This window comes from Bdellovibrio reynosensis (assembly GCF_022814725.1).
Taxonomy (GTDB): Bacteria; Bdellovibrionota; Bdellovibrionia; order Bdellovibrionales; family Bdellovibrionaceae; genus Bdellovibrio; species Bdellovibrio reynosensis.
Genome location: NZ_CP093442.1, coordinates 257,393 through 283,220, shown reverse-complemented (window position 1 = coordinate 283,220; position 25,828 = coordinate 257,393). Strand labels below are relative to the sequence as shown.

27 protein-coding genes are annotated in these 25,828 nt (G+C 43.1%); 18 read left to right on the top strand and 9 right to left on the bottom strand.

The genetic code is table 11. From position 1 onward, the window contains the following. The first annotated feature begins 63 nt into the window (after positions 1 to 63). From MNR06_RS01315 to MNR06_RS01300, 4 genes are all read left to right on the top strand, one after another. A complete protein-coding gene (locus MNR06_RS01315; protein ID WP_243538080.1) occupies positions 64 to 1,029 on the top strand; it encodes an endonuclease/exonuclease/phosphatase family protein in 966 nt (321 codons plus the stop codon). Between the two features lie 48 nt (positions 1,030 to 1,077). Next, positions 1,078 to 1,467, top strand: a complete 390-nt coding sequence (apaG, locus tag MNR06_RS01310) for a Co2+/Mg2+ efflux protein ApaG (protein WP_243538078.1) — start codon at positions 1,078 to 1,080, stop codon at positions 1,465 to 1,467. 127 nt (positions 1,468 to 1,594) lie between these two features. Next, positions 1,595 to 1,906 carry a hypothetical protein gene (locus MNR06_RS01305; RefSeq protein ID WP_243538076.1) on the top strand — a complete coding sequence of 104 codons (312 nt, stop codon included), beginning with the start codon at positions 1,595 to 1,597 and terminating at the stop codon, positions 1,904 to 1,906. After that, positions 1,878 to 2,435 carry a GNAT family N-acetyltransferase gene (locus tag MNR06_RS01300; RefSeq protein WP_243538074.1) on the top strand — a complete coding sequence of 186 codons (558 nt, stop codon included), beginning with the start codon at positions 1,878 to 1,880 and terminating at the stop codon, positions 2,433 to 2,435. The genes MNR06_RS01305 and MNR06_RS01300 overlap by 29 nt, the downstream gene beginning before the upstream one ends. A gap of 424 nt (positions 2,436 to 2,859) precedes the next feature. On the opposite strand, the gene pdxH is transcribed toward MNR06_RS01300, so the two are convergent. The 3 genes from pdxH to MNR06_RS16720 form a co-directional block, all read right to left on the bottom strand. Continuing rightward, a complete protein-coding gene (gene pdxH, locus MNR06_RS01295; protein WP_243538072.1) occupies positions 2,860 to 3,450 on the bottom strand; it encodes a pyridoxamine 5'-phosphate oxidase in 591 nt (196 codons plus the stop codon). Continuing rightward, positions 3,450 to 4,151, bottom strand: coding sequence for an FKBP-type peptidyl-prolyl cis-trans isomerase (locus tag MNR06_RS01290; protein ID WP_243538070.1), 702 nt, complete (start codon positions 4,149 to 4,151; stop codon positions 3,450 to 3,452). Before MNR06_RS01290 ends, pdxH begins: the two co-directional genes overlap by 1 nt. Before the next feature lie 241 nt (positions 4,152 to 4,392). Next, positions 4,393 to 4,632 carry a twin-arginine translocase TatA/TatE family subunit gene (locus MNR06_RS16720; protein WP_330220899.1) on the bottom strand — a complete coding sequence of 80 codons (240 nt, stop codon included), beginning with the start codon at positions 4,630 to 4,632 and terminating at the stop codon, positions 4,393 to 4,395. A gap of 94 nt (positions 4,633 to 4,726) precedes the next feature. Between MNR06_RS16720 and MNR06_RS01280 the strand changes: the two genes are divergently transcribed. From MNR06_RS01280 to MNR06_RS01260, 5 genes are all read left to right on the top strand, one after another. Continuing rightward, positions 4,727 to 5,140 carry a hypothetical protein gene (locus tag MNR06_RS01280; RefSeq protein WP_243538069.1) on the top strand — a complete coding sequence of 138 codons (414 nt, stop codon included), beginning with the start codon at positions 4,727 to 4,729 and terminating at the stop codon, positions 5,138 to 5,140. 34 nt (positions 5,141 to 5,174) lie between these two features. Then, positions 5,175 to 7,271: an LTA synthase family protein gene (locus tag MNR06_RS01275; RefSeq protein WP_243538067.1), complete on the top strand. Its 2,097-nt coding sequence runs from the start codon at positions 5,175 to 5,177 to the stop codon at positions 7,269 to 7,271. Next, positions 7,268 to 7,951, top strand: a complete 684-nt coding sequence (locus MNR06_RS01270) for a response regulator transcription factor (RefSeq protein WP_243538066.1) — start codon at positions 7,268 to 7,270, stop codon at positions 7,949 to 7,951. The genes MNR06_RS01275 and MNR06_RS01270 overlap by 4 nt, the downstream gene beginning before the upstream one ends. Further along, entirely contained in the window at positions 7,929 to 9,386 is a 1,458-nt protein-coding gene (locus tag MNR06_RS01265) for a sensor histidine kinase (RefSeq protein WP_243538064.1), read from the top strand. The genes MNR06_RS01270 and MNR06_RS01265 overlap by 23 nt, the downstream gene beginning before the upstream one ends. An 86-nt stretch (positions 9,387 to 9,472) precedes the next feature. After that, a complete protein-coding gene (locus MNR06_RS01260; protein ID WP_243538063.1) occupies positions 9,473 to 9,718 on the top strand; it encodes a hypothetical protein in 246 nt (81 codons plus the stop codon). Between the two features lie 5 nt (positions 9,719 to 9,723). Here the strand turns inward: MNR06_RS01260 and MNR06_RS01255 are convergent, their stop codons facing one another. The 5 genes from MNR06_RS01255 to MNR06_RS01235 all read right to left on the bottom strand — a co-directional run bounded on the left by MNR06_RS01255 (position 9,724) and on the right by MNR06_RS01235 (position 15,376). Further along, a complete protein-coding gene (locus MNR06_RS01255; protein ID WP_243538061.1) occupies positions 9,724 to 10,326 on the bottom strand; it encodes an NADPH-dependent FMN reductase in 603 nt (200 codons plus the stop codon). A gap of 100 nt (positions 10,327 to 10,426) precedes the next feature. After that, positions 10,427 to 12,250, bottom strand: a complete 1,824-nt coding sequence (locus MNR06_RS01250; protein WP_243538052.1) for a PAS domain S-box protein — start codon at positions 12,248 to 12,250, stop codon at positions 10,427 to 10,429. Positions 12,251 to 12,317: 67 nt separating this feature from the next. After that, positions 12,318 to 13,607, bottom strand: a complete 1,290-nt coding sequence (locus MNR06_RS01245) for a putative Na+/H+ antiporter (RefSeq protein ID WP_243538049.1) — start codon at positions 13,605 to 13,607, stop codon at positions 12,318 to 12,320. Between the two features lie 17 nt (positions 13,608 to 13,624). Continuing rightward, positions 13,625 to 14,530, bottom strand: coding sequence for an ADP-ribosylglycohydrolase family protein (locus tag MNR06_RS01240; RefSeq protein WP_243538047.1), 906 nt, complete (start codon positions 14,528 to 14,530; stop codon positions 13,625 to 13,627). 9 nt (positions 14,531 to 14,539) lie between these two features. Further along, on the bottom strand, positions 14,540 to 15,376 hold the full coding sequence (locus MNR06_RS01235; protein WP_243538045.1) for an HNH endonuclease family protein: 837 nt from the start codon (positions 15,374 to 15,376) through the stop codon (positions 14,540 to 14,542). A 113-nt stretch (positions 15,377 to 15,489) separates the two neighbouring features. Here MNR06_RS01235 and MNR06_RS01230 point away from each other — a divergent pair, with 113 nt between their 5' ends. Beyond that, on the top strand, positions 15,490 to 16,473 hold the full coding sequence (locus MNR06_RS01230; RefSeq protein WP_243538043.1) for a hypothetical protein: 984 nt from the start codon (positions 15,490 to 15,492) through the stop codon (positions 16,471 to 16,473). A 36-nt stretch (positions 16,474 to 16,509) separates the two neighbouring features. Further along, a complete protein-coding gene (locus MNR06_RS01225) occupies positions 16,510 to 17,208 on the top strand; it encodes a Crp/Fnr family transcriptional regulator (protein WP_243538041.1) in 699 nt (232 codons plus the stop codon). Here the strand turns inward: MNR06_RS01225 and MNR06_RS01220 are convergent. After that, positions 17,205 to 18,272, bottom strand: a complete 1,068-nt coding sequence (locus MNR06_RS01220; protein ID WP_243538039.1) for a branched-chain amino acid aminotransferase — start codon at positions 18,270 to 18,272, stop codon at positions 17,205 to 17,207. The two genes, MNR06_RS01225 and MNR06_RS01220, sit on opposite strands and share 4 nt — an antisense overlap. Positions 18,273 to 18,430: 158 nt before the next feature. Between MNR06_RS01220 and MNR06_RS01215 the strand changes: the two genes are divergently transcribed. Genes MNR06_RS01215 through MNR06_RS01185 form a run of 7 tightly spaced genes read left to right on the top strand, consistent with a single transcriptional unit; the run spans position 18,431 to position 25,817 of the window. Beyond that, positions 18,431 to 20,704, top strand: a complete 2,274-nt coding sequence (locus MNR06_RS01215) for a heavy metal translocating P-type ATPase (RefSeq protein WP_243538037.1) — start codon at positions 18,431 to 18,433, stop codon at positions 20,702 to 20,704. Positions 20,705 to 20,712: 8 nt separating this feature from the next. Continuing rightward, positions 20,713 to 20,856 carry a cbb3-type cytochrome oxidase assembly protein CcoS gene (gene ccoS, locus MNR06_RS01210; protein WP_330220904.1) on the top strand — a complete coding sequence of 48 codons (144 nt, stop codon included), beginning with the start codon at positions 20,713 to 20,715 and terminating at the stop codon, positions 20,854 to 20,856. A gap of 26 nt (positions 20,857 to 20,882) precedes the next feature. Further along, a complete protein-coding gene (gene ccoN, locus MNR06_RS01205; RefSeq protein WP_407933233.1) occupies positions 20,883 to 23,024 on the top strand; it encodes a cytochrome-c oxidase, cbb3-type subunit I in 2,142 nt (713 codons plus the stop codon). Beyond that, a complete protein-coding gene (locus MNR06_RS01200) occupies positions 23,024 to 23,188 on the top strand; it encodes a cbb3-type cytochrome oxidase subunit 3 (protein WP_243538034.1) in 165 nt (54 codons plus the stop codon). Before ccoN ends, MNR06_RS01200 begins: the two co-directional genes overlap by 1 nt. Then, positions 23,188 to 23,742, top strand: coding sequence for a cbb3-type cytochrome c oxidase N-terminal domain-containing protein (locus MNR06_RS01195; RefSeq protein ID WP_243538032.1), 555 nt, complete (start codon positions 23,188 to 23,190; stop codon positions 23,740 to 23,742). Before MNR06_RS01200 ends, MNR06_RS01195 begins: the two co-directional genes overlap by 1 nt. Positions 23,743 to 23,745: 3 nt before the next feature. After that, positions 23,746 to 25,182 (top strand): cytochrome c oxidase accessory protein CcoG, encoded by a 1,437-nt coding sequence (gene ccoG, locus MNR06_RS01190; protein ID WP_243538030.1) that lies wholly within the window; start codon positions 23,746 to 23,748, stop codon positions 25,180 to 25,182. Continuing rightward, complete coding sequence (locus MNR06_RS01185; protein WP_243538020.1) at positions 25,179 to 25,817, top strand: sulfite exporter TauE/SafE family protein; 639 nt, start codon at positions 25,179 to 25,181, stop codon at positions 25,815 to 25,817. Before ccoG ends, MNR06_RS01185 begins: the two co-directional genes overlap by 4 nt. Positions 25,818 to 25,828 lie beyond the last annotated feature (11 nt).

Sequence of the window (25,828 nt, the reverse complement as noted above, 5' to 3'; positions counted from 1 at the left end):
ATGACGTGGACTGAGACCACAAATCTAAAATTATGCTTACTCAATGCAGAGAATCTCTTTTTGATGTTCGATGGAACACCTGGCAAAGAGGTTTTGGATCTGAAGGAAGTTCAGTGGCAGCGCCTGTCTACCTCCGTTTACGAAAATAAAAGCCTTAAGAAAACCCAAGACATCGCTAAAGCCCTTAAAGAGATTAACGCCGATATCGTCATGTTCTGTGAAGTCGGTGGTTTTGAGTCTCTTAAAAACTTCAACCAACTCTTTATGGATGATGTCTACTCCCCTTGTTTGATTGAAGGAAATTCTGAGCGCAATATCGACGTGGGCTTTTTAATTCGTAAAAATTTGAATTTTTACTTTGATTTGCAGTCTAATAAAAATCGTCCGATCAATTACCTTTACCCCCACGAACGACAAAGCTTGCTGACTGGTTACCCGGTGAAAGGTGGCATTACCACAAGCCATAAGTTTTCACGGGATGTGGCAGAGCTGCGACTTTTCACGACCGATAAAGAAAAGCCGTTTTTAATTATCTTGTTAGCTCACTTAAAGTCGCGCCTTGATCCTGACCGCATTGATCCTAATGGCTTTGAAAGACGCCAGGCTGAGATGCGCACTTTGCTAGAGATCTATAACGAACTCACCCATGTGCATCCGGAGTTACCCATCGTAGTCGCTGGTGACTTTAACGGGAATGCTAGTTTGCAGAACACCGATGAAGAATTTAAAGGTCTTTACGCTACAACTCAGCTTAAAGATGTTCTTGAAGTTAGTGCTTTACCTCAAGAAGCTCGCGCGACTTTTTACCAAGTTCGGAACGGGGCTCGCGCGGAAGGAAGACAGATTGATTTTGCTTTTATCAATCCGCAATTGGCTCCGCTAATTAAGGCCGGATCAGCCCATGTGCATCGTTATAAAGATGAATTCGGAATGGCCCATGATATTCCTAAATCCATGGATGCAAAATTAAGTCTGCCATCGGATCACTATCCGGTGGTTTTTGAAATTGAAAACCTGAAGATTAAATAGTTCGATCACGTTGACCTTTCCATTAGACAAATTTATTCTTTGTCAAAGATGGCAACACAAAAAGAGACAACTCCCGATATCCAAGTCAGCGCGAAAGTGGTTTACATTCCTTCGGAATCTAAGCCAGATCAGGGTTATCACTTTTTTGCGTATAAAATTGCGATCACTAATAAAGGCTCTGCTCCTGCGCAGTTGATGAGCCGTCATTGGACCATCACTGACTCACTTGGTCACAAAGAAGAAGTCCGTGGCCCTGGGGTCGTCGGGGTTCAACCGAAAATCCAACCCGGTCAAACCTTTGAATACGACAGCGCTTGTCCGTTAAACGCCTCCACCGGAAGCATGCGCGGACATTATTATTTTTTAGGCGAAAGTGGCGAAAGTTTTAGCGTCGAAATCCCAGAATTTTATTTGATCGCTCCTCACGCCTTGCAATAAGCGTCGACTGTGGCGAAGTAGTTACACAAGATTACAGGTTTTTCCTGAGTCTAGTTTTTATTGAAATCCCTAGAATTTTTGAATAAAGGTGTGCTAAATCCCTAACCACTTTGAAGGGAGGCACATAATGACTTGGTTTAAAACATTAAGAGATTTACTGCTCCCACAGCCCCGTTCGCGCTCATGCCTGTGCATGATTGTTTCTGAACAAGAGGGTGCAGAGATTTGGTTAGATGATCATAAAACCGAATTCTTAACCCCAAAAGCCGTCAATATTCCTAAAGGCAAGGAAGTTAAAGTTACGATCAAATTAGTCGGCCACAAAGATCATGAAGCCTACATCCGCAGCTTCCACAATTTGACCTATTATCATTGCAACTTAGAGCGCATCCCTCTTAGACTTATCAGCAATGAAATCTATCATTCTGCCTCTTTATAAAGAAACAAAACGCCTGATCATTCGCCCTTTAGAGTCATTCGATTACGAAAACTGGGCCCAAGCTTATTCCAACATGCACCCCCCACAAAACGAATGGGACGAAACTGCATGGGATGATTCAGAGCTAACAAAACAAAAATTCAAAGAGCATTTAAAATTCGAAAAACAAAATCGCCTGAAAGACCACTTCTATGACTTCGGCATCTTCAGAAAAGACGATGGCGTTCTGATCGGAACAGTAAAGTTAATGGACATCAGCCGAGGCATTTTTCAAAACGCCTACCTAGGCTACAGAATCTTCAACCCCTATTGGGGAAACGGCTACGCCCAAGAAGCCTGCAAAGCCGCCATGCAAATCGCATTTAAAAACCTAGATCTACACAGAGTAGAAGCCGGCATCGCACCAAAAAACAAAAAATCCATCAAGACAGCTCTAGCCATCGGCTTAAAAAAAGAGGGCCTAAGCAAAAAACGCCTAAAAGTAAACAACCGCTGGCAAGACATAGAAATCTACGCAAAAACCAAATAGGTGCCTGGTTCTTTTTTACGTCTACACCGCATCACCGAATCGCTAACGCAACGTAGACGTAAAAAACAAGCAGGCACCTCTTGGCACGCCGCAACCGTAAAAAGAAGCAGGCACCTTTAGGAAATCCGTCCAAAGTTCAACCAACTATCATTCCCGGTTTTCCTGGGATCGATAACGCATTGTAGACCCAAAAAAGAAGCAGGCACCTCCAAAACGGGAACGTCGTCTTCAAATTGCCTTCTAAGCTTAGGGTATTTCGTTCAAATGCGAGTTCCGCAGCGCCAAGAAAAATCAATCTAGCAATTAGAAAACAAAGAACCGAAATCGGCGCCTAACAAAGACTGAAATGCGCGAGGACTGTCTGAGACAGTTGAGCGAAATACCCTAAGCTTAGAAGGCAATTTGAAGAACCGAGGACTCTCGACTATGGAGAGCGCATGAAGGTTTTCCACGAGCCGTCGGCGGCGCGGGAATAGATGTAGCGCTCGTGGAGTCTGCCGGTAAGGCCGAACCAGAATTCGATTTCTGTGGGTTTTACTCTCCAGCCGCCCCAGTTAGGTGGGCGTGGGACTGCTTGGCCGTCGAATTGTTTTTCGAACTCTAGCACTCTGCGAGTGAGGTGATCGTGGTCTTTGATCACGGCACTTTGATTCGAAGCCCAGGCTCCGATTTGACTTAGTCTTGCGCGCGTTGCGAAGTACGCATCGCTTTCAGCTGCCGAAATTTTTTCTGCTTTGCCGGTGATACGGATTTGATGCCAGATTTCTGGCCAGTGGAAATTTAAGCACACGTTTGGATTGGCAAGAATGTCTTTCCCTTTGTGGCTATCGTAGTTTCCAAAAAAAACAAAACCCTCCTGTGACACGTCTTTTAGATAGACGATTCTTACGGAGGGCACGCCCTTTTCATCCACCGTCGCCAACGACATGGCGTTGGCTTCGGGGATTTGCTTTGCGACCGCTTGTTTCATCAAACGGTCAAAATGCAGAAAAGGATCTAAGTTTGTATCGAACATTACTTAGTTTTTTTAGCAGCAGCTTGTTGTTTTACGATGTCGATAAGTTCAACTTCGAAAACAAGAACTGAATTCGGTGGAATACCAGGACGACCTGATGGACCGTAAGCAAGTTCTGGTGGGATGAAAAGTTTAGATTTGCCGCCAACTTTCATCAATTGAAGAGCTTCTGTCCAACCTGGGATTACGCCACCAACTGGGAATTCAGCAGGTTGACCACGGTCGTACGAAGAATCGAATTGTTCACCGTTAGTCAAAGTTCCTTTGTAGTGAACCTTTACTACGTCTTCTTTTTTAGGAGAAGCGCCAGTGCCTTCTTTTTCAACGATGTATTGAAGACCAGAAGCTGTTGTTTTTACGTTAGCTGCTGATTTGTTCTTCTCTAGGAAGTCTTTACCAGCTTTAGCATTTGTATCAGCTGCTTCTTGTTGTTTTTTCATCGCCATTTCTTGAAGTTTCATCATAGCTGCTTGCATGTCTTCTTTAGACATTTCGTTTTTGCCAGCAGAAGCGTCTTTCAATGCCTGAGCTAAAGCATCAGCATCGAAATCGATGTTTTGCTGTTTCAAGTTGCCGCCGATTTGTTGGCCGATAGCGTAGCTCGCTTTTTTCATGTCTGTGTCGAGCTTAACTTTCTTTTGGCATGCTGTAGTGAAGCCCAAAGCTGCAACTACTAAACCACCAACTACTAACTTATTCATTGCTGTCTCCCCTTAAAGGTTGTTTTCATTTTTTGCTAACGGTCTATATTGCGATGAAAATTTTCTTTTTCAAATAGATAACACTGTGAGTAAACAAACGATCAGTGGGGCCATCCTTGATGCGAGAAATAGCATGAGGAAACTTTAATCGTTGGAGTGATGAGCAAGGCAGTTTTGAAAATAAAAAAGAGGCTTCCATTCCTGGAAAAGCCTCTTTTAGTAACAAACTTTTTTCAAAAGACTATGACTGTTTGTTTGTGTCTTTTTCTGTTTGAGTTTGTTCTTGGTTCATTGGTTGTTGTTTATTCTGAGAGATCTGTTGGTTTACTTCGCGCTCGTTTGAAGAGTCATCGCTGAGACCTTTTTTAAAGCCGCGGATTGCTTCACCCATAGAACGTCCCAAACCGGGAAGTTTTGTTGGTCCAAAAAGTAATAAAGCGATACCGCCGATCAATAAAATTTCTGTCCACCCAAGATTCATGTGATCTCCCTCTTAATGCCCAAAAACCTACTATAGACCCTATTGCATGGCAATAGAAGCCCGTGCATTATATTAGTATTCAGGGGGCATCATAATGCTGCACTTATTAATGGTACTCTTGCTTATGGGTGATGCACAAGCCCATGCCCAGGCAAAATCCTACAATACGGATCTTTTTGAAAAGGAAGACTCTGGGGAAACCCAGGACAAGTCGCAAAGCTTTACTGCTAAGGTCAAGGTTGTGCGGGAAGAAAGCGACGGAGTAGAGGTCTTTTTTGAAGGCACTAGCAAAGTCAAAGGTGGCTATATGCTTTTGCGCTCTACGGAGCAGTATGCCAAGCTTTTGAAGCTTCTAGAATCCAGTAAAAAACCCAAAGGTCCTTCTGTTTCCGTGACAGTGAACGCTGATAAACACATCAAAAAGGTCGAGAAAAAAGAAGGCGGCGGAGGCATCGTCGTCCCTGATGATCCCAATAAGATGTGGGACTACGGCAAAATTCCAGATTGAGGTCGGGCTCAATTCGTGAGATTTTCAGCCTCTCATGGAATCAAACCGAGCCCAATGGCTGAATCAATGTTGGCTTTACTTTAAACGCATCCTTGCGTTGAATGCGTTTTTTATCTTTCTTGGTTTCCTGTGGCGCCTGGCTTTCCTTATTTCCTTCGGTAAATCTTCTGAACTTTCAAATTTAAAAATCGATGTTCTGCGTGCCTTTATTTTAGGGGCCCGCTTTGATAGCACCGTTTTATTTTATGTAAACGCGATCCCACTCCTCATACTTCTGATCGCTTCGCTTTTTTCTTTTACTCGTCTTTTTGAAATCGCGATCACTCCGATTTTTAAAAACTTCGCGCGTTTTTTAATTCCCTATTATTTAATGATGCTTTTCATCGTGACCTTCGTGTCGGCGGTAGATCTAGGGTTTTATAGCTTCTATCAAGATCGCATCAATGTTCTGATCTTTGGGTTCATCAATGATGACACATGGGCTTTGATTAAAACCATGTGGCGCAACTACCCTATTATTTGGATTTTTCTTGGGCTGGGTGTTTTCACTTACCTTTTAGGAAAAGGTTTAAGAATTCACTTCCAGCAAAAAAACGAATGGCTGCCACTAAAACTAAAAAAAATATCTTATCCCGCCTTCGTTCTATTTTTCTTTATCGCTTTTGTTCTTAATGGTGTTGGTGCTCGCGGCAGTTTAGCTTTATTTCCTTTAAGTGAAATGGACACGGGTATTTCAAAAAGTATTTTCGTAAATCATTTAAGCTTTAACGGAATTCGCGCGTTCGCCCGAGCCATAGAGTTAAAGTCTTTGCAAACTTCCAAATGGGATAGCAATCTTCGCCACTATGGATACGGTGAAAACCATCGCCAGGCTTTCTCAGATTATTTTCAAGTTCCGCTAGAATTTGTCCCTGCCGATCCTTTAGAACTTTTGCAAAAAAGGACAGCAAAAAATGAATGGGCTGAAAAAACCCGTCCGCACGTCATTCTGCTTGTGATGGAATCCATGGGTGCTTACTGGTTTAAATATAATTCAGTCGATTTTGATTTGCTGGGTGGATTTAAACAACATCTTAACGAAGACACCTACATTACCAATTTCCTTTCTAGCTCAAACGCAACAATCGGAAGCTTAAGCTGCTTGATGATTGGATCCCCACAGCGCCCGGTCAGCGAGTTCCTGACGGAAAGTGAATATTTACAGGTGCCTTTCCGTTCCAGTCCTGCGCGCACATTTAAAGAATCCGGCTACAAGGCGCGCTTCATTTATGGCGGCAACCCTGGCTGGAGAGAAATCAACAAATTCGCCTTCATTCAAAACTTTGACACTGTTGAAGGTGAAACTGAAATCACCGAAGCCATGGGCGGCCTTAAGGACAAACACGACTGGGGCGTTTACGACGAAGACGTCTTTAACTACATGCTAAAAACCTTGGGTGAAGCCCAACAGCCCCAGTTTCTACTAGCAATGACCACCACCAACCATCCGCCCTATCAACTCCCTTTTGGCTATCAAGGACCGCAATTAAAAGTTCCAGAAGAACTTTCGGGCCGATTGATTGTCGATAAAGAGCTTGCCGCAAAACGCTTTGCCACTTATCGCTATTCTTCAGACAAACTTGCACAGTTCATCACGAAAATTAAAAACTCTCCGTTAAAAGACAAGGTGATCTTAGCGGTTACGGGCGATCACTCTTTTTGGCTCGTCAACTTTCCTGAACAAGAACTCATGCAAAAAGGCTCCGTGCCTTTCTATCTTTATACACCGGCGGCCGTTCGCAAAAAATTAGATCCAAAAAGTTTCGGCTCCCAGGCTGATATAGCGCCCACTCTTTACGAACTCGCTCTTTCTGATAAAGAATACCATTCTGTGGGTCGCAATTTATTTTCGCAAACTCCCGACTTTGCTGTGAACGCCTCTAACTTAATCGTGGATCGCAGTGGCGGACTTTTAGCTGCTGGCAAAAAGATCAATGATAAGTACTTTGCGTGGGAAGGCCCCTTTGAACGATTGATTCCTGGAACATCGAATGAACATCAAGAAAAGTTGTCTGTCCGATATAAATCCTTGATGGGTGTGCTGGATTATTATTTCATGAAAGAAAAAGAATCCATGGCGAGGACCCCGTGAGAATTTTAGTCGTTGAAGACCAAGTCAAAATGGCGAACTTTCTAAAAAAAGGCTTAAACGAAGTCGGTTATGCTGTGGACATTGCTGAAAGCGGCGGCGCGGCTGAATCGTACATGGCCCAAGGCGATTATGATTTAGTCATCCTTGATGTGATGCTGCCGGATCAAAGTGGCATCGATACAGCTCGCCACATTCGCAGTGATGGATATGAAGGTCCGATCATGATGCTGACGGCCTTATCAACCACCAAAGACAAAGTGAATGGCCTTGATGCGGGTGCTGATGATTATTTGACGAAGCCCTATTCCTTTGATGAACTTCACGCCCGTGTGCGCGCACTGCTGCGCCGTAAAAGTCCGGTCAGTGGCATCGGTAATAACCTTTTAAAATATGCAGAACTTGAATTAGACCTGATTCACCGCAAAGCCCGTCGACTGGGGCAAGAGATCACTCTGACCACCAAAGAGTTTGCTTTGTTAGAATATTTCATGCGCAATCCCGAGCGCCCTTTGGGTCGCGTTTCGATTGCAGAGCATGTGTGGGATATTAACTTTGATTCTGAAAGCAACGTCATTGACGTGTACATCAACTTGCTTCGTAAAAAGATCGATGCTCCGTTTAGCAAACGATTGATCCATACTGTCGTCGGAACAGGCTATGTACTTAGAGAAAATCTTTAATCTTATTTCTCGCATCAGTATTCGTCTGCGCCTGTCGCTCATTTTTTTGCTTATCTTTGGAACAACGATGATTGCTTTTAACATGTATATGTTTCAAGCGATGATTGATACTCTTCAACAAGATTTCGATGATGCTTTATTCAATTACTGTGTCGACGTTTCTGAAGGCATTGAAATTGGCGTTAAAGGGGATCTAAATTTCCCCCCACTGCAATTAGATCAAGGTAAAATCCTTCCCTTTCCTTTAGGTACAGCATTGATTCAAGTACGCCATAGCTCTGGCGCCGTACTAGCCCGCATTGGAAATTTCGGTGAATTCAACCCGCCCTACAAAAAAGATTTTGAACGCATCTGGGCTGGCGAAGAAGCCACCTATCGTACGATGGAACATATCCACAATATCCCGTCTGCTGAGGCTGACTCTTATCGTCTGATTTCTTTCCCTGTCGACAATGCTTCAAAACCGCAGATTCTTTTGCAAATTGCAGTGCCCATGACATTGCTTGAAACGCAAATCAGCCAACGCCTAACGATGTTGCAAGTAGGGATTCCACTGGTCTTACTGATTGCCACGTTCGGAGGCTTGTTTCTTTCAGCCCGCGCATTAAATCCGGTCAATAGAATGATCAACATCGCTAAAAATATCAAAGCCAGTGAACTTTCCCAACGCGTGCCGGTTCCCAATGCCAATGATGAAATTCGCAAACTCAGTTTAACTTTAAATGAAATGCTGGATCGTATTCAGCAAGCTTTTCAAAGCCAAGAACGTTTCGTTGCAGATGCTTCCCACCAACTTCTGACTCCACTGACGATCATGCGCGGGGAACTTGAGCTGTTACAAAAATCAGAAGATAAAAATACGGACCAATTCATTAAAAGCGCCCTGCAGGAAGTAGACAGCTTATCAAAAATCGTTCAAGAGATGCTTTTACTAGCCCGTGTGGACGCAGGTATTGGCGCCTTAAATCTGCAAGAACTTGCTTTTGATGAAGTGATCTTTGAAGCGCTTTCACGTTGTGAAAAACTGGCGAAGTCCAAGGACATCAAATTAAAATTCGATATCGTGAATGAAACCAATGATGATCGCAAATTTGTACGTGGAGACAATGATCTTCTTATCAATCTATGCGTGAACAAAATTGAAAACGCGATCAAGTATTCTCCGAATAATGAAGTAGTCAGTCTCATTTTAATGTGGCGAAAAGAATCGACGTACTTCATTGTGGAAGACAACGGTCCAGGAATTCCCGCGGATCAATTGCCTTTCATCTTCGAACGATTTTCCCGCGGCTCTACCATGGAAAACCGTGTTAAAGGCTTTGGTCTAGGGCTAGCTATTGCACAAAAAATTGCAGTTCTACATAGTGCCAAACTCAAAGTACAAAACAAAGAGCCCCGCGGCGCTCGATTTAGCTTTGAAATTAAAAATATTTAATTCCCTTTTAATACGCAATTTATCCCTCTTTGTTAGCCTTTTTGAGTTGTCCAATAGAAAGCAAAAATAACCATTAGGAGGTTACTATGAAAATCGCTTCTATCATTATGTCTCTAGTTTTTGTTGGTGCTGTTGCTCAAGCTGCTGATACACACGGTGGTCACGGAACTGCAACTCCTGCGACAACAACTGCTAATCCAGAAGCAGCTCACGGCGAAACTCAAGCTCACACTGAAATGAAAGCTGAGAAAAAAGCTACTAAAAAGAAAACTGCTAAAAAAGAAGAGAAAAAAGAAGAAGCAGCTCCTGCTGCAGCTCCAGCGGGTCACTAAGCCTGCTAATGAGCTCTGTGCTCTTGAAAGGGAACCTTCGGGTTCCCTTTTTTATTTTCTGCGATGTGCAGATGTTCCAGATGCTTTTCAAAAGCTTCCCAATACTGAGTTACTAATTTTTTGGCATCATTCTTTATCTGTCCATTTTCATCAAAAGCCTTTGAAGCATTGAAATAAAGCTCTGGCTGCCCCATCACATCGACATCTAGATAAGCTAAACACTGGCGCAGGTGATGTTGAGCACCGAAGGTCCCAATACTCCCGGTCGAGGCACCGGTGACTGCGGCGGCTTTACCTTTCCAAAGATTTTGTCCATAGGGACGAGACGGCCAATCTAAAGCATTTTTTAAAACTCCGGGAAAGGATCGATTGTATTCTGGAGTGATAAAAACCACGGCGTCACAAGCTTTAACCAGCTCTTTAAAATCTTGCACAATTTCCGGCGGATCGTTTTCCATGTCTTGGGTAAAAAACGGCAGCGTTGAAATATCAAATGTCGCAAGTTCAAAATCTTTAGGCGCCAGTTCCTTCATCGCACCATAGAACTTTTTATTTAAAGATTCTTTAGCGATACCACCGACCACTGCAAGGACTTGATACTTTGCCATATGCACCTCAGGGACCATTGTAAAAGGCAATTCATGCGCGTAAAAGCTAGCGGGATAAACAACACGGAAAACTTTTTGTTAGGACACAAGACGGAAGAGGTTATAACTGTAAAGTGAAGAAAAACTTTGAGCCTTGATGGTATTTACTTTGAACCCCAATAAAGCCGCCCATTTTTTCCACCAATTCTTTACTTATGCTAAGACCAAGGCCCGTACCGCCGAAGCGACGAGTGATAGACGAATCCCCTTGAGAAAACCGAGTGAATAAGCCTTTCAATTGTTCCGCAGTCAGCCCGATCCCTGTGTCCTCGACAACGACTTCCACTTCATTTCGATCTTTGATGAAGTTGGCTTGAACTTTCACTTCACCCGCATCGGTGAATTTAATCGCGTTGCCAATAAGATTAACCAGGATCTGCTGAACCCGGGCCGAGTCTCCGATGATGTACTGTGGTACGGCCTCTTCAACTTCATAGCTAAGGTTTAAGTTTTTTTGCGTGGCTTTTATACGCAACATTTCTACAGAATGTGCAATCGCTTCACGCAAAGAAAAAGGCTCTTTATCTAAAGTCATTAATCCCGATTCAATTTTAGAAAGATCTAAAATATCGTTGATCAAATTCAGCAAACTTTCAGCAGCTCTAGACAATATCGTCACATATTCTTTCTGTTCTTCATCCAACGAGCTTTCAGAAAGAAGGTCCGCCATCCCCATAATTGAATTCATCGGAGTGCGGATTTCATGGCTCATGTTTGCTAGGAACTGAGACTTTGCGCGTGTGCCAAACTCTGCCGCTTCTTTTGCGTGGACCAATTCTTTTTGATAACGGTGAAGTTCAGTAATATCTGAAGCAACCCCGGCCACCGCAATAATTTTTCCATTTTCATCAGATAAAGGGAATTTCTCAGTGTGATAGTGTTTATCTTGTCCATCAGAATTTTTGACATCATCTTCAAAAGTGACATGAACGCCGCTGGCTGCGACCTCACGGTCCTGCCGCACGAATCTTTTTGCGGCAAAATCTGGGAAGAAATCAAAATCAGTTCTACCTAAAAGTTCTGCCTTCGTTCGCCCCATAAACTGTTCAAACTTACGACTGACCAGGATGTATTTTCCTTCTAAGTCTTTAACAAAGATGAGTGCTGGCGATGCTTCAAAAATTCCATTAAGTAAGTACTGCTGATACTTTAATATTTTTTCAGACTCTTTAATTTTAGTGATGTCTTGAATAGTACCATAGGTGCGACTGCGCACGCCATTTTCTTCCATGGCAGCACCAATAACACGGACTGGGAAATTTCGACCGTCGGGTGTAGAAACAGAAACTTCGATATCGTAAGTCTCGCCCTTTTCCACCAAATTCTGATATTTCTGTCTAACGATCTCTTTGTCTTTACCAAAAAAACTAAGGCTGGTTTCTAAAGTCAGTGCCCAGTTTTCTTTGGTTTGAACAAAATCTGGGGTTAAGCCAAAAAGTTCCCACATTTCTGGGGACCAATAAACTTGGTTTGTACTTAGATCGACACTCCAGTTACCAAGCCCCGCTACGCGATTGGTTTGACGGGCGATTTCTTCCTGAACTTTTTGTTCGGTGATATTTGTAGCTGTTGTGAAAACCAGGCCGCGATCTTTATCGACTTTATAATTCCAGCGCAGATAAATATATTTTCCATTTTTGGTGCGGTAGCGATTTTCAACATTGCCGACGACGACTTCTTTTTTTATGCGCTCCCCGATTTCAGCTGTGTATTTCAGATCATCAGGGTGAATCAATTCAGCAAAAGATATATTAAGAAGTTCTTCTTTGGTGTATCCAAGATTCGTGGACCAATGCGAATTTAGTTTAACGGCTTTCCAATTTAAATCGAAAATAGCCATCATCTCATTGGAAAGTTCAAAAAATACCGGGTCCAAGGAATCCATGGCCGGCATACTAGAGACTTTGATTAAAAAAATCCAATGGTAAATGACTGTTTTTCGCTCTTAAAGATTACAAAATCCAAAGACAAAACACTGCCACTGCCGTCGGCGCAAGGGCTGCTGCTAACAGATGTAATGGGCTTAATCCTTTCGGAAACTTATTACTCAAAATATTATAGCCGGCAGCATTCGGGGCATTGGCGATTATGGTCAAGCCACCCCCTGCAATAGCACCCGCAACAAGAGCGTATTTACTTGAGTCGGATAAAGACTCTACTTGCGACCCCAAATAAGTTAACGCAGCATTATCAGTAATTGCGGTTAGAGCAACTGCTCCTGAAAATAAAAACAAATCATTCAGACTTGAAAGCAGCGGAGCCAACCACCATTTCTGAAAAGCTCCGAACTGGATGATGCCGCCAAGGAACATCGCGACCAAAAGACTTTCTTTCAGACGCAAATTATCTTGATAAGCCTTCGTAACAGTCGCGACCCCTAAGAAAAGTAAAAAGATTCCAAGGAATGCATTTTGATAGTGACCGGTAATTACAACCATCGCCAAGAAAACCAAATGCAGCAGAATTACGCCCGCCGGAGTTTTAGCCTGCCCGCCTTGCAAACGGGTTTCCACTTCTTTTAAAGTGATACAGCTTTGCGCGAACTCTCGACGAAAGAAGAAAATTAATCCAAGGCTGTTGATAACAACTGCGATGGCACTTTTCCACCCAAGATTTGAAAAGACAAAAGCAAAATCCCAATTCCACTTTGATGCCACCATCAAAATTGGCGGCGCTGCAAACGGAGTCAATGCTCCGCCGATGGAAACATTCACGAACAAGACTGCTAATAAAGCATAAATTAAATTCTTAGATTCTTTTTGCAAAGTTGCATTCAACATAAATGCGGTCACGGTCATCGCAGCAGGCTCTGTAATAAAACTTCCCGCCAGTGGACCCAGAACTAAAATTACCGCTAGATCCGTGTGCACTGCTGGAGTTTTAAAAGTCTTTTGAATCAACGAGCTGACAAATTGAATACCTTGTCTAGCTGCCGTTAGAATCGGACGCGTAGAACACAGAACCATGATCACAAAAATAAAAAACGGCTCGGTAAAATTCAGTGAAGTTTGATAGTTGATAGCTTCCTGCCAGCCTTGCAAAGCGATAAACAAAGCCATGAAGGCTGCAGCCCAGATGGCAAAGACAACTTCAATCTCGCCAAATAAATGTAAAATCCCATGGCGCATAGAATGTTTGGGATAATGATGAGCCCAATGGGTAAAGCGTCCCACTAAGAAAGTATGGATGACCGCTAAAAAGAAAAAGACTGTGCCAAGAATTTCAATCTGTGAATATTGCATGGCTTATCTTAAGCGCTTTAAAAGCGCCCTGCCAAACAGATTTGTTTTATCTCGTCTCTAAATTCTAATACAGAAAGCCAACGTTCAGGAATAGCTTGCGGACCATAGTAAGCTCCGCACAATGCTCCGGCCACAGCTCCGCAGGAATCTGAATCATCACCGCGGTTCACCACCGCCACTAAGGCATCTTCCAAATTATCAATTTTCAAAAAAGCCCAAAGTGCTGCACACAAAGTATCAACACAGAATCCGGATGTTTTTAAATTTTCCCACGGTGTCACCGGAATTTGCAGAAGACGTTCTAAAATATACGGCGAAGATTTTAAGGCTTCATGCTGAGCCGCCTGAAAAACGGAGGACTTTGATCCGCCACGCATAATGGCTTTGAGCGCTGCAATCAATACTTTATCTGATTCGACACAATAATGATGTCCGTGAGTCATCTTGGTTTGTGTCTCTATCACGTCGTTTAATCCCAACATTAAACCACCCTGGTAACTACCCACGACGCTTTCTTCAAGAAGGCAAAGCGGGGCCACGCGCATTAATGATCCATTGCCTTGAAACTTGTTGTCGACATATCCACATTCACGCAGCGGCAATCCTGACTTTAGGTTCACTAAGCCTCGGATGGTGGTGGTGCCGATATCAGGTGGTTTGCTATCTAACCACTTCAGCATTTCTTTTTTTAAAATATCAAAAGAAAATTTCTTAGGGCTTTCAATCGCGCGAAGCACACAAAGCATTAAATCTGTGTCGTCAGTGGCTTCACCGACCTTCCATCTAAAACTGCCGCCGCCGGTCATTTCGGTATGGGCATTCCAAACTTTTGAAGGTGGTAAAAATTCGATGGGGGCACCCAAGGAATCCCCAGCGTGAAGCCCCCACAACATTCCTAAAATGCGATCTTTAGATTCAAGCATGTCTTTGGATTACTGGCACAAATCCATATTGTCAGCCATAAAGCGACGTTGCTGACTTAATTCTTGTGCAGAAAACTCAAAGTCCGTCGACTTGCAATTATTCTGACGGGCAAGCTCTATCACTTTATCTTTTTCTGGCGGCGTTAACCCCAGGGTCCAAATCAGTTTAACTTTTAACCACTGCGCTAAGTACTGACAAGCGTAGGCGCGATTGGGTGGCATGTATTCTTCAGGCGTTTTATCGCTCTTCGTTTGATTTTCATCACCCAAGACAGATAACAAGTGATAATCGTTACCTAGAAAATTTCCATAAAGACAACGCTTGGTTTGATTCCATTTATAGGCGCCACTGATGTAAGCGTTTTTCAAAGGAACGAAGTGATCAATTTGAATATCACTAGCGTATGTGTAATCGCGCCCTGCATAGGGATCTTCCCAATGACCACGAACCACTGTGCAACCGTTGCTAGCAAAATCCACCGGCCTTAAAGAGTCACGCATTAACACTTTGGCTCTTGTGTTATAGCAATCATGATCACGGGGGTCATTCACCCAACCACCGAAATGTTTTTTACGATTGTAGGGTTCGTTGGTGTAACCGTAGCGTTCGTTATGAAATTCAAAATTAAGCAGGGAATAAATTTGCACTTTCAATTCTTCAACAGAGGCGCTTTCAAGTGCGGACTGAATCACTTCTAAAGGATCTAAGGAAACGTCTTCTTGTCGCAGCGTCGGCTGCTCCTTGACAGTGAAGTAGTTATCAAACTTAGGGTTCCTACCCCAATTTGCAGCAGCTTGATTGATTCCGCCTACTACCAACAGCATCACAAGAAACGATGTCTTCATGAAGTCTCCCAATCCTTAGGAAGTGTTGTTTCCTCATTAGATTCCGTCCACATCGCACTTGGCAACGAGTAAATTGTTAGACTTCTATTTGGATATTAAATAAAAGAAGCATTATGTTACGTGCTGGTCGATTCAGGCATCGTTTGTTAGATGATGCCTTTTTAAATTCCAAAGCAGAGCTTGCCCATCAGTGTTTAAAACCTTTCGTTGCACTTTGGCAGAAGCGCCAACTCAGTGATGTTGAGATCGCATCGATTTATATTTTGATATTTTGCTTTTTGCGCAGACCACAGGATTTTTTGGGCGGCCCGCACAATCTTATTTCTGCTTCAAAAAATCATCAGGCTGGCGTTACAGGTCACGCCGTGATTGAACTTTTGCGCCATCACCTTCCCAAAGAATATGCCCAGGCCAAATCCTTGAAGAGACTTGATAAGCCCGCGCCCTTCGTTCAGTTATTCTGCGACTTCAGTTGGCGTTCAATCCCGCTGTCCGTACAACAATCACTTATAGCCTGGCAATCAGGCAATTATGTTTTAAACTTAACAATGGGTATCCCCACTCCTGAAGAAGTTCTTTCAATGCAGGCGCAAGGCAAACGTTGCATTAGTATGCTTATTCAAAAAAATGAAGTTCTTAATTTGGTTGAAGAAGGTCGCGATGTTTTAGGCTTCATCGTTCATGATCTGATTCATGCCGACCACTTTTTTGCGGATGCAGAAAAGGCCGTGGCGCAAATTGAATTTTCTAAGAAGCTAATGATGGTTCACAAAGATGCGAAAATTCAAGAAATGCTCTGTGAAGACAAGGTCTTTGAAAAAGAATTTCATTACTTGATGTCGGATATGAACTCGGTCCCTTTGCATCTTTTAAAAACCCTTAAAGCCATCTTACTGGGATACTTTAAGCGTCGCGAAAACATTAGTTTGAAGGCCTCATTAGCCTCCCAAACGGAAGGCGAGTTTTTGCAATTTTTTAGACACATTCTGGCCCCCTGGGATCTTAGTGCCGAGGCCCTTTCGGCTTCTGAGCGCCTGAATACAGTGTCTTATCTTGGACCTCTGGATGATATATTGCTGCATAAGGCTTTATTGTGAGGACGAACTAAATATGATTTGGTAGGATATTTGGGAATGATTAGTAAAAAAGATTGCGCCCCAAATTTCGATCCCCATTCTTGCCGTAACTGCGAAAGCCGCGATGAAAGCTTGCTTTGCTCTATTCCTGAAGTGATGGAACAAATTGAAAACATTAAAATGCGTTCCTCATTTAAGGCAGGTCAGATTATCTTTACTGCGGGCTCTAACCCGATGGGACTTTTTACGATTCAAGCAGGCCTAGTGAAGCTTGAAGTGATTTCTGCGAATGGTTCTGCCCATACATTGCGTATCGTAGGACCTGGTGGAGCCTTAGGCTACCGTTCCCTTTTTGCTCAAGAGCCTTATCACGCCACGGCCATTGCGGTTGAAGACTGCGAACTTTGCTTTATTTCTAAAACAGATATCATGAACATCTTCAAGTCCCATCCGGAACTAGCGATGCGTTTGATTTCCCATATTTCAAAAGACCTGCGTTTAGCAGAAGAAAAGTGGGCCGATCAAATGGACAAAGGAGCTCCCGAAAGAATTGCGGAAGCCCTTCTATTTTTACAGGATCATTTTTCACACCAGAATTGGACAAGACGCGAAATCGCTCAGTGGGCTGGAACAACTCCAGAGACTGTGATTCGCACTTTGGCCAACTTTGAAAAAGAAGGCCTGATCGATCAAACCGATGGTCGCAGCATTCGCATCGTTTCAAAAGAAAAACTACGCGAACGCGCTTTACCTTAGATTTTTAATAACCAATTTTTGCTATCTGGAAGTTGACCGCTTTGAATGCCCGTCAGCTCATCATAAAGCTTTTTAGATACCGGACCAACTTCGTTATTATTAATAACAATGTTCCAGTCCTTGGCAGCAAGCTCACCCACAGGACTGATCACAGCTGCAGTTCCTGTACCGAAAACTTCTTTCAAGCGACCTGATGCAGCCCCGTCACGGATCTCTTGCAGTTTTACTTTACGTTCAACCACAGGCTTATTCATGCTCTTCAGAAGCTCAATCACAGAGTTACGGATACCGCCACCCAGGATCGTGCCTTCTAAAGAAGGTGTTACGATTTCGTTATCAAAAACAAAGAACACATTCATGGTTCCAACTTCTTCAACGTACTCACGTTGAATGTCTAACCATAATACTTGCGCATAATTTTTCTTTTTAGCTTCGGTTGCCGCTTTTAAGCTACCTGCATAGTTCGCAGCCGCTTTTGTAGATCCCAAACCGCCTGGGCAGGCGCGAGTGTAATCCTGCTCAACCCAGATTTTAACAGGCTTAGCTCCCCCACCGAAATACGAAGACACCGGGGAAAGAATAGTAAAGAAAATATATTCATCAGAAGGTCGAACACCCAGGAAGCCTTCAGTGCCAATCAAAGTGGGACGAATATAAAGCGAGCATCCTTTTTCCTTCGGAACCCAAGCCTCATCCACTTTGATCAAAGCTTTAATACCTTCGATGAAAAGTTCTTTTGGCGGCGCAACCATGCAAAGTCTTTCAGCACCTTCACACATACGTTGCCAGTTAAACTCGGGTCTGAACAGCACGCATTTTCCATCTTCGTGGCGGAAGGCCTTCATGCCCTCAAAAAGAGCCTGACCATAATGCAGAACTGCTGCGCCGGGATCTAATGGAAGTGGTTCATAAGGAGTGATGCGAGCGTCGTACCAACCTTTTTTTGTAGAATATGAGGCTAAGAACATATGGTCGGTAAAGTATTTACCGAACCCAAGGGTTTCGCTAGACGGAAGTGCTTTTGGGCTTAAGGTACGGCGAACGGAAATTTCTAATGAATTCATAGTAGGAAATTAACCACAGACTGGGCTTTCGGCGCAACAAAGAGCTGCAGAATCAGTAAAATTTAGTGTCTCAATGCAAGAAAATTATTAGGACATGATCCACGTCATATTTCCTGAGCTGCAATTTAGGCAAGATGAGCTTACGAAAGAGGCTTTTCATGCAAGAACTGACACTAACAAATTGCAATTACTGCGGGATACCAACCCAGAATGCGGATCGTTATTGCTGCCAGGCTTGCGAGTTATTAGCGGAACATTTAAAGGCTCTTCCGGTCATTGAAGCTGCTAAAAATCCTTTCACTCATTTAGACAGCGAAGATTTTAAGACGATCTATTTTCAAGGTGCAAAAAAAGATTTTGATTATGTGTTTTATGCTGAAGGATTGCACTGTTCTTCATGCGTGCATCTTTTAGAAAAACTTCCCGTTTTTTATCCGGGGGTTTCTTCAGCGCGGGTGAACTTTGGCAAATCCACTGTTTCTATCAAAGTACATGACGGTGCTTCCTTAGCGCAAATCGCTTATGTGATCCAAGAACTAGGATATAAACCAAGTTTGCTAGGTCCTGGCGATGACCCCCAAGAAAAATTCACATCGGAAAACCGCACTTTCTTAAAGCATATTGGTGTTGCTGGCTTCTGCGCTGGGAACACGATGCTTTTTGTGGTTCCTGTTTACGCAGGGCTTGCGGGCTCATGGGCGACAGTATTTAACTGGATTAGTTTCTTTTTATTTTTACCGATTTTACTTTATAGCGCCTTGCCGTTTTACCGCGGCGCCTGGAATTCACTGAAATATAAAGTGGTGAATGTGGACCTGCCAATTGCGATTGCGATGCTATCGGGCTTCTTTATGTCCACTTATAATTTAGTTAAAGGTCACGGCGAAATATACTTTGATAGCACTGCAAGCTTTTTATTCTTCATCCTTTGCGCCCGCTATCTACTAAAAAGAGTCCAGCAAAATTACCTTTCTAGCTCTAGCGTAAAAGGCTTTTTTAAAAATGAAAAATACGTCGTGGCTGATGGCCTTGAATATTCTTTAATCCCTTGGTCTAAAATTCAACGTGGACAAGTTTTAAAAATCACTCGTGATCAGATCTTACCAAGTGACTGTGAATTGATTTCTGGCCAGGCCCACCTTGATATGTCGCTATTTAATGGTGAGTCACTACCTCGCCATTATTCACAGGGCATGGAACTTTTTGCAGGCACTAGGGTTTTAAATGATTCCATCTTTGTGAAAGTGGCAACTCCATTTACTGAAAGCCGCTTAGGAAAACTTTTAAATCAACTAGATCAAGATAATTTAAAAAAATCTGACTTTGTGGCGCTGACAGACCGTTTAGCACAAAAGCTGATAATCACAGTATTTGGAATTGCGGCACTGTTCTTTGTTGTCTATTTCCATATTGATGCGACAGCTGCTTTCAACCGTGCACTGGCATTGATTGTCTTGGCCTGCCCTTGTGCTTTGGCCTTTGGTTCACCGTTAACTTTTGGTTTGGCTTTAAAAAAAGGTCTTAAACAAGGTATGTTACTAAAAGACTCAGCTGTTTTAGAAAAACTTTTAAAAGTTAAAAATATCTATTTTGATAAAACTGGCACTTTAACTGAGGGAAACCTAGCCTTAGCCTACTCTGCTCCGGTGGTCATTTCTGAAGACTTGCAAAAAATCATTTTAAGTCTTGAAGCTATTTCATATCACCCCATTGCTTTTGCATTAAGAAAAGTGTGGCAACATAAAGATTTGCACCCCGTGACTGATGCTAAAGAAGTTCTTGGCAGTGGTGTCAGCGGTATCATCAATGGCGATAAGTATGAAATCAAACACTTAAGTGAAAGCCTGCACGAAGCAGAAACTGCCATTGAAGTCTTTAAAAACCACGAAAGTGTGGCGCGCCTTTATTTTAGCGACGACTTAAGAAATGATTCTGCTTCCGCGGTTCAACATTTACGCGCGCAGGGCTTCAATGTCTTCGTTCTTTCGGGAGATAAGAAAGCTCGCGTGCAAAAAGTGGCGGAACTTTGTGGCATTGCCAAAGAAAATGTTCACGCGGAACTTTTCCCAGAAGAAAAGAAAGAAATACTTTTACAAAGAGCTGACACTTGCATGATCGGCGACGGTGCGAATGATTCACTTTGCTTGCAAGCCGCAGATGTGGGTATTGCGATGAAAGGCAGTGTCGACTTAAGCCTGCAAAGTGCTGACGTTTATTTCACTCGCGGTGGCTTATCTCCTCTTTTTGACCTTTTAAAACTTTCAGTCAGAACTCGTCAGGTTTTGATCCGTAATCTGACTATTTCATTAGTTTACAACTCTGTCGGCGGAACTTTGGCGCTGACTGGATTTATCAATCCAATGGTGGCTGCGATCTTAATGCCGTTAAGTTCATTGGCCATTATTTTATCTACTTTGTGGGGGCTCAAGTGAACATCGTTATGCTGATGATTCCGATGGCTCTTGTTCTAGGACTTGGATTTGTGGGTGCTTTTATGTGGGCCACGTCCAAGGGACAATTTGATGACCTAGAAACCCCTGCGCACCGAATTTTGAATGATGATAGCGAAAGGAAACACTCGTGAACCCTAGAAACACATTCGATAAACCCATGTACAAAGAAGGACTGCAAAGAACTGCATCATCTTCGCTGTTAGAGGAAATCTTTTACGACGATGAGATCGTTAAAAAGTTTTTGCTAGCGACGATGATTTGGGCAGGCGCGGCTTTCCTATTTGGTCTTATCGCTGCTTTGCAATTGGCTTACTGGCCTTTAAACGGAAACATGGAATGGATCACATTCGGCCGTTTACGTCCGCTGCATACGAATGCGGCGATCTTTGCCTTTGCGGGTAATGCGATCTTTGCTGGTATCTACCATTCTTCGCAAAGACTGCTTAAAACAAGAATGTTTTCAGACCTGCTGTCTAAGATTCATTTCTGGGGTTGGCAGTTGATCATTCTTTCAGCGGCGATCACTTTGCCACTGGGATATTCTCAATCTAAAGAATACGCGGAACTGGAATGGCCGATTGACGTGGCCATTGCTGTCGTGTGGGTGATCTTTGGTATCAACTTCTTTGGAACTTTGAAAAAACGCCGTGAAAAACACATGTATGTGGCGATTTGGTTTTACATAGCAACTATTATTACTGTGGGCGTACTTCACATAGTTAACTCCATTGAAATTCCTGTAACACTGTTTAAGTCTTACCCAGTGTATGCTGGTATCCAAGATGCCTTGGTTCAATGGTGGTACGGACATAATGCGGTGGCGTTCTTCTTAACGACTCCGTTCTTAGGTTTAATGTACTACTACATTCCTAAAGCAGCGAATCGTCCGGTGTATTCTTACCGTTTATCTATCATTCACTTCTGGGCTTTGGTGTTCATCTACATCTGGGCGGGTCCTCACCATCTTTTGTACACTTCACTTCCTGAATGGGCACAAACTTTGGGAATGATCTTTTCTGTTATGTTGTGGGCTCCATCGTGGGGTGGAATGATCAATGGTCTTTTAACTTTAAAAGGATCTTGGCATCTTCTTCGTACTGAACCGTTAATTAAGTTCTTCGTTGCTGCATTAACTTTTTATGGAATGTCGACTTTCGAAGGGCCGCTTCTTTCAATCAAATCCATCTCGGCTCTTGGTCACTACACAGACTGGATTGTTGGTCACGTGCATGCGGGTGCATTGGGCTGGAATGGTTTCTTAAGCTTCGGGATGATTTACTATCTAGTGCCGCGCCTTTGGAATACAGAACTTTACTCTAAAAAACTTTTAGAAAATCACTTCTGGATTGGGCTTGTGGGTGTGATCCTTTATTACATCTCAATGGTCGTCGCAGGGATCACTCAAGGTCTTATGTGGCTTGCTGTAGATGGCCAAGGAAACCTTGTCTACCCAGACTTTATTGAAACTGTCGTTCGTATCATTCCACTATACTGGGTTCGCGCCATCGGTGGATTGTTATTTGTAGTTGGTTTTATCTTGATGTGTTGGAACATCTTTAAAACTATTCAACTTGCTCCTAAAAAGGTTGAACAAAAACCAGTAGTGGTTGAACGCACTGGTTACGGCGAAATTTATAATGCGGCCCACAGAAAATTAGAAGGAATGGGACTGACTTTCTCGGTTCTAACTTTCCTAGCGATCGCTGTGGGATCGTTTATTGAAATTTACCCGACCTTGTCATTGCATAAATATGTTGAGCCAAATAGTTTTGTTGAGCCGTACACTCCGCTAGAACTTGCTGGTCGTGATCTTTATATCAAAGAAGGCTGTTACGTCTGTCACTCGCAACAAATCAGACCTATCGCTTCTGAGGTTCTTCGCTATGGGCCGGCGTCAACTGTGGCTGAATCTATGTATGATCGCCCATTTCAATGGGGATCAAAAAGAACAGGTCCTGATCTAGCAAGATTAGGAAAACGTTATCCTAATCTATGGCACTACAATCACATGGTGGATCCTCGCGCCGTAACTCCGAAAAGTATTATGCCAAGCTACCCATGGCTTGTTGACAAGAACACAGACTTCCTAGTTCTTCGTAAAAAACTTTCTGTGATGGAACAACTGGGTGTTCCTTACGCTCAGGATGTGATTGCAAATGCTGACATCCACGCGCAAAAACAAGCCCAAGAAATTGCTGCGGATCTTGAAGCCAATGGCGCACCGAAAGGCCTAGCTAAAAAAGAAATCGTAGCCTTGATCGCTTACCTTCAAGCACTTGGTCAGAAAGGGAAAAACTAATGAAACAAGAAGCTTTAAAATACTTCACTGACACTCACCTGACCGCCATGGGCTTAGTGATTTTCTTTCTGTTCTTTGCTGGAGTGGTGGCTTGGGTTTACCGCAAACACAGTAAAGAAATATATGCCCACCTTGAACAACTTCCATTAAAGGGAGGCGAATAATGAGCGACGAAAAATTCCACGAATATGACGGCATCATTGAGCACGATAATCCCCTTCCTACTTGGTGGTTATGGACCTTTCTGCTTACAATCATTTTCGCCTTCATGTACTTCCTGCACTATGAAATTGCCGGGGGCCCTACATTAAAAGATGAATTGAAAGTAGCCATGGCAGAAATCGATAAAGCCCAAGCCACTGCACAGTCTAATGTACCGGTAGAAACTGAGGAATCATTAAAAGCGATGTTCGGCAAAGACGAAGTTCTAGCCACAGGTGCTGAGCAATACACAGCAAAGTGCGCTGCTTGTCATGGTCAAGAACTGCAAGGTCTTGTTGGTCCAAATTTAACGGATAAATTCTGGCTTCATGGTGGAACTCGCATGGAAGTTGTTAAAGTAATTACTGACGGTATTCCTGAAAAAGGAATGCCGCCGTGGGGACCGGTTCTTAAAAAACCCGAACTCTATGCTTTAGCTGCGTATATTTTCTCTAAACAAGGAAGCAATCCTGCCGGAGCAAAAGCCCCACAAGGACAGGAAATAGAAGGTCACTAAGTTATGAACGCTCCATTAGATCCTACAAAATTAACCAGCGTCGATCACAATGGGGATAGAGTTCATCTCATCCCCGCCGAAGTGCGCGGTTTTTTTAGAAGGCATCGCAATTGGAGCCAGGCTGTTCTGCTTTTTATTTTCTTAGCGTTACCTTGGACTACCATTAACGGGCATCAAACAATTCACTTAAATATTCCAGATCGCGAGTTTTCATTTTTTGGAATTCTTTATCGTTCCCATGATGCTCCGTTGTTATTCTTTATTTTTGCGACTTTAGCTTTAGGGTTGGCCTTGGTCACCACCCTATGGGGTCGCGTATGGTGCGGCTGGGCCTGCCCGCAGACGGTATTTATTGATGGGGTCTTTCGTCGCATCGAACAGTGGGTCGAAGGAAACTATATCCAGCGTCGCGCTTTAAAAGATGCCCCCATGAGTTTAGAAAAACTCACTAAAAAATCTTTGAAATGGTTTTTATTTACGGTCGCTTCATCACTGATTGCCCATAGTTTCATGGCGTACTTCGTGGGCGCCAAAGAATTGGCAGTGATGACTCAAAACGACCCTGCTGAAAATTCCACATACTTCTGGTTGGTCATTTTCTTTACCTCTGTGGTTCTTTTTGATTTCGGTTGGTTCCGAGAACAGTTTTGCGTGATCATGTGCCCTTATGGGCGGTTGCAGTCAGTTCTGCTTGATACAAATTCTTTAGCGATCGTGTATGATGCAAAACGCGGTGAACCACGCCGAGGTGCCTTAAACGCCTCACGCATGTCTTTACAATCCGTTGAAACTGCCTTGAATACTAAAGAGCAAGGTGATTGTGTTTCCTGCAATCGTTGTGTACAAGTCTGCCCGACCGGAATTGATATTCGCAATGGTTTACAGATGGAGTGCATCGCATGTACTGCTTGTGTGGATGCTTGCGATGAAATCATGGAAAAAGTAAAAAAACCTAAAGGCCTTATCCGTTATGAAACTTTAGGTGGTCAAAAACAAAGTTATTTAAAATTAAGACCTATCGCTTTATCCTTATTGATCGTGGTATTAGTTTCTGGCTTAAGTTATTCAGTGGCGACCCGCAAATCGGTTGATTTCACTTTGTTGCGTGGGCACGGTCTGCCATTTAGTTTTGTGCAAAATGAAAAACAAGAAGAAGTGATCTTAAATCAGTTCCGTCTGCATATTACAAACCAAGGCTCGAAAGTTTCTCAGTATACTTTAAGTTTAAATGATCCCGGTGTTCTATCCATTAACGTCGCTGAAAATCCAATCACCTTGCAACCAGGTCAATCGCGCGAATGGTATTTCTTTGTTAAAGCTCCAAAAAGTGTCTTTAACAAAGATGGGAAATTTCAAAGTAAGCTTAGACTTGATTACTTCGATGGTTCTGAAAATGATTCCATTTCTAAAGATCTAACCATCCTAGGACCACGGTTATGAATACAAGCCTGATTCTAGCACTTGGAATTATCAGTTCTAGCTTTATCGGAAGCTGGCACTGCGCTGGGATGTGTGGGCCGATCGCTTCATTGATGAGCACACGAAAAACCTTATGGTCTTATCATCTGGGCCGAATGATTTCCTATATTGTGCTAGGGGTGATGGCAGGATTTTTTGGCAATATCTTTTTAAAAAGCCAATTCGTAGAGCTACGTTGGATTTCGGCAATTTTACTATCTGGATTCTTATTTGTTAGCGGCACCGCCCTTTTATTTCCCAAACTGCAAATCTATCTTTCCCAATTCAGTGTCAGCCACTTTGCATTGAAATTGATTAAAAAGCTTCAAGCCTTTCATCTGAAGCGTTCCGGTGTTGTCGTAGGGCTTCTGACTGCGTTACTCCCTTGTGGTTGGCTGTACACTTACGTGATGGCGGCGGTTGCAACCCAAAGCCCCGAATCTGGGGGATTGACGATGTTGTTATTCTGGCTGGGTGGACTTCCCGTTTTATGCACGGTTCCTTTGATGGTGCGCTCAACTATTAACTCTGCAGGGTTGAATCAAAAAAGAATCGCTGGTGGCATTCTTATCGCAGCTTCAATTTATTCTTTGATTAGTTTTTTCTATCTTCATTAAATATATTTTCA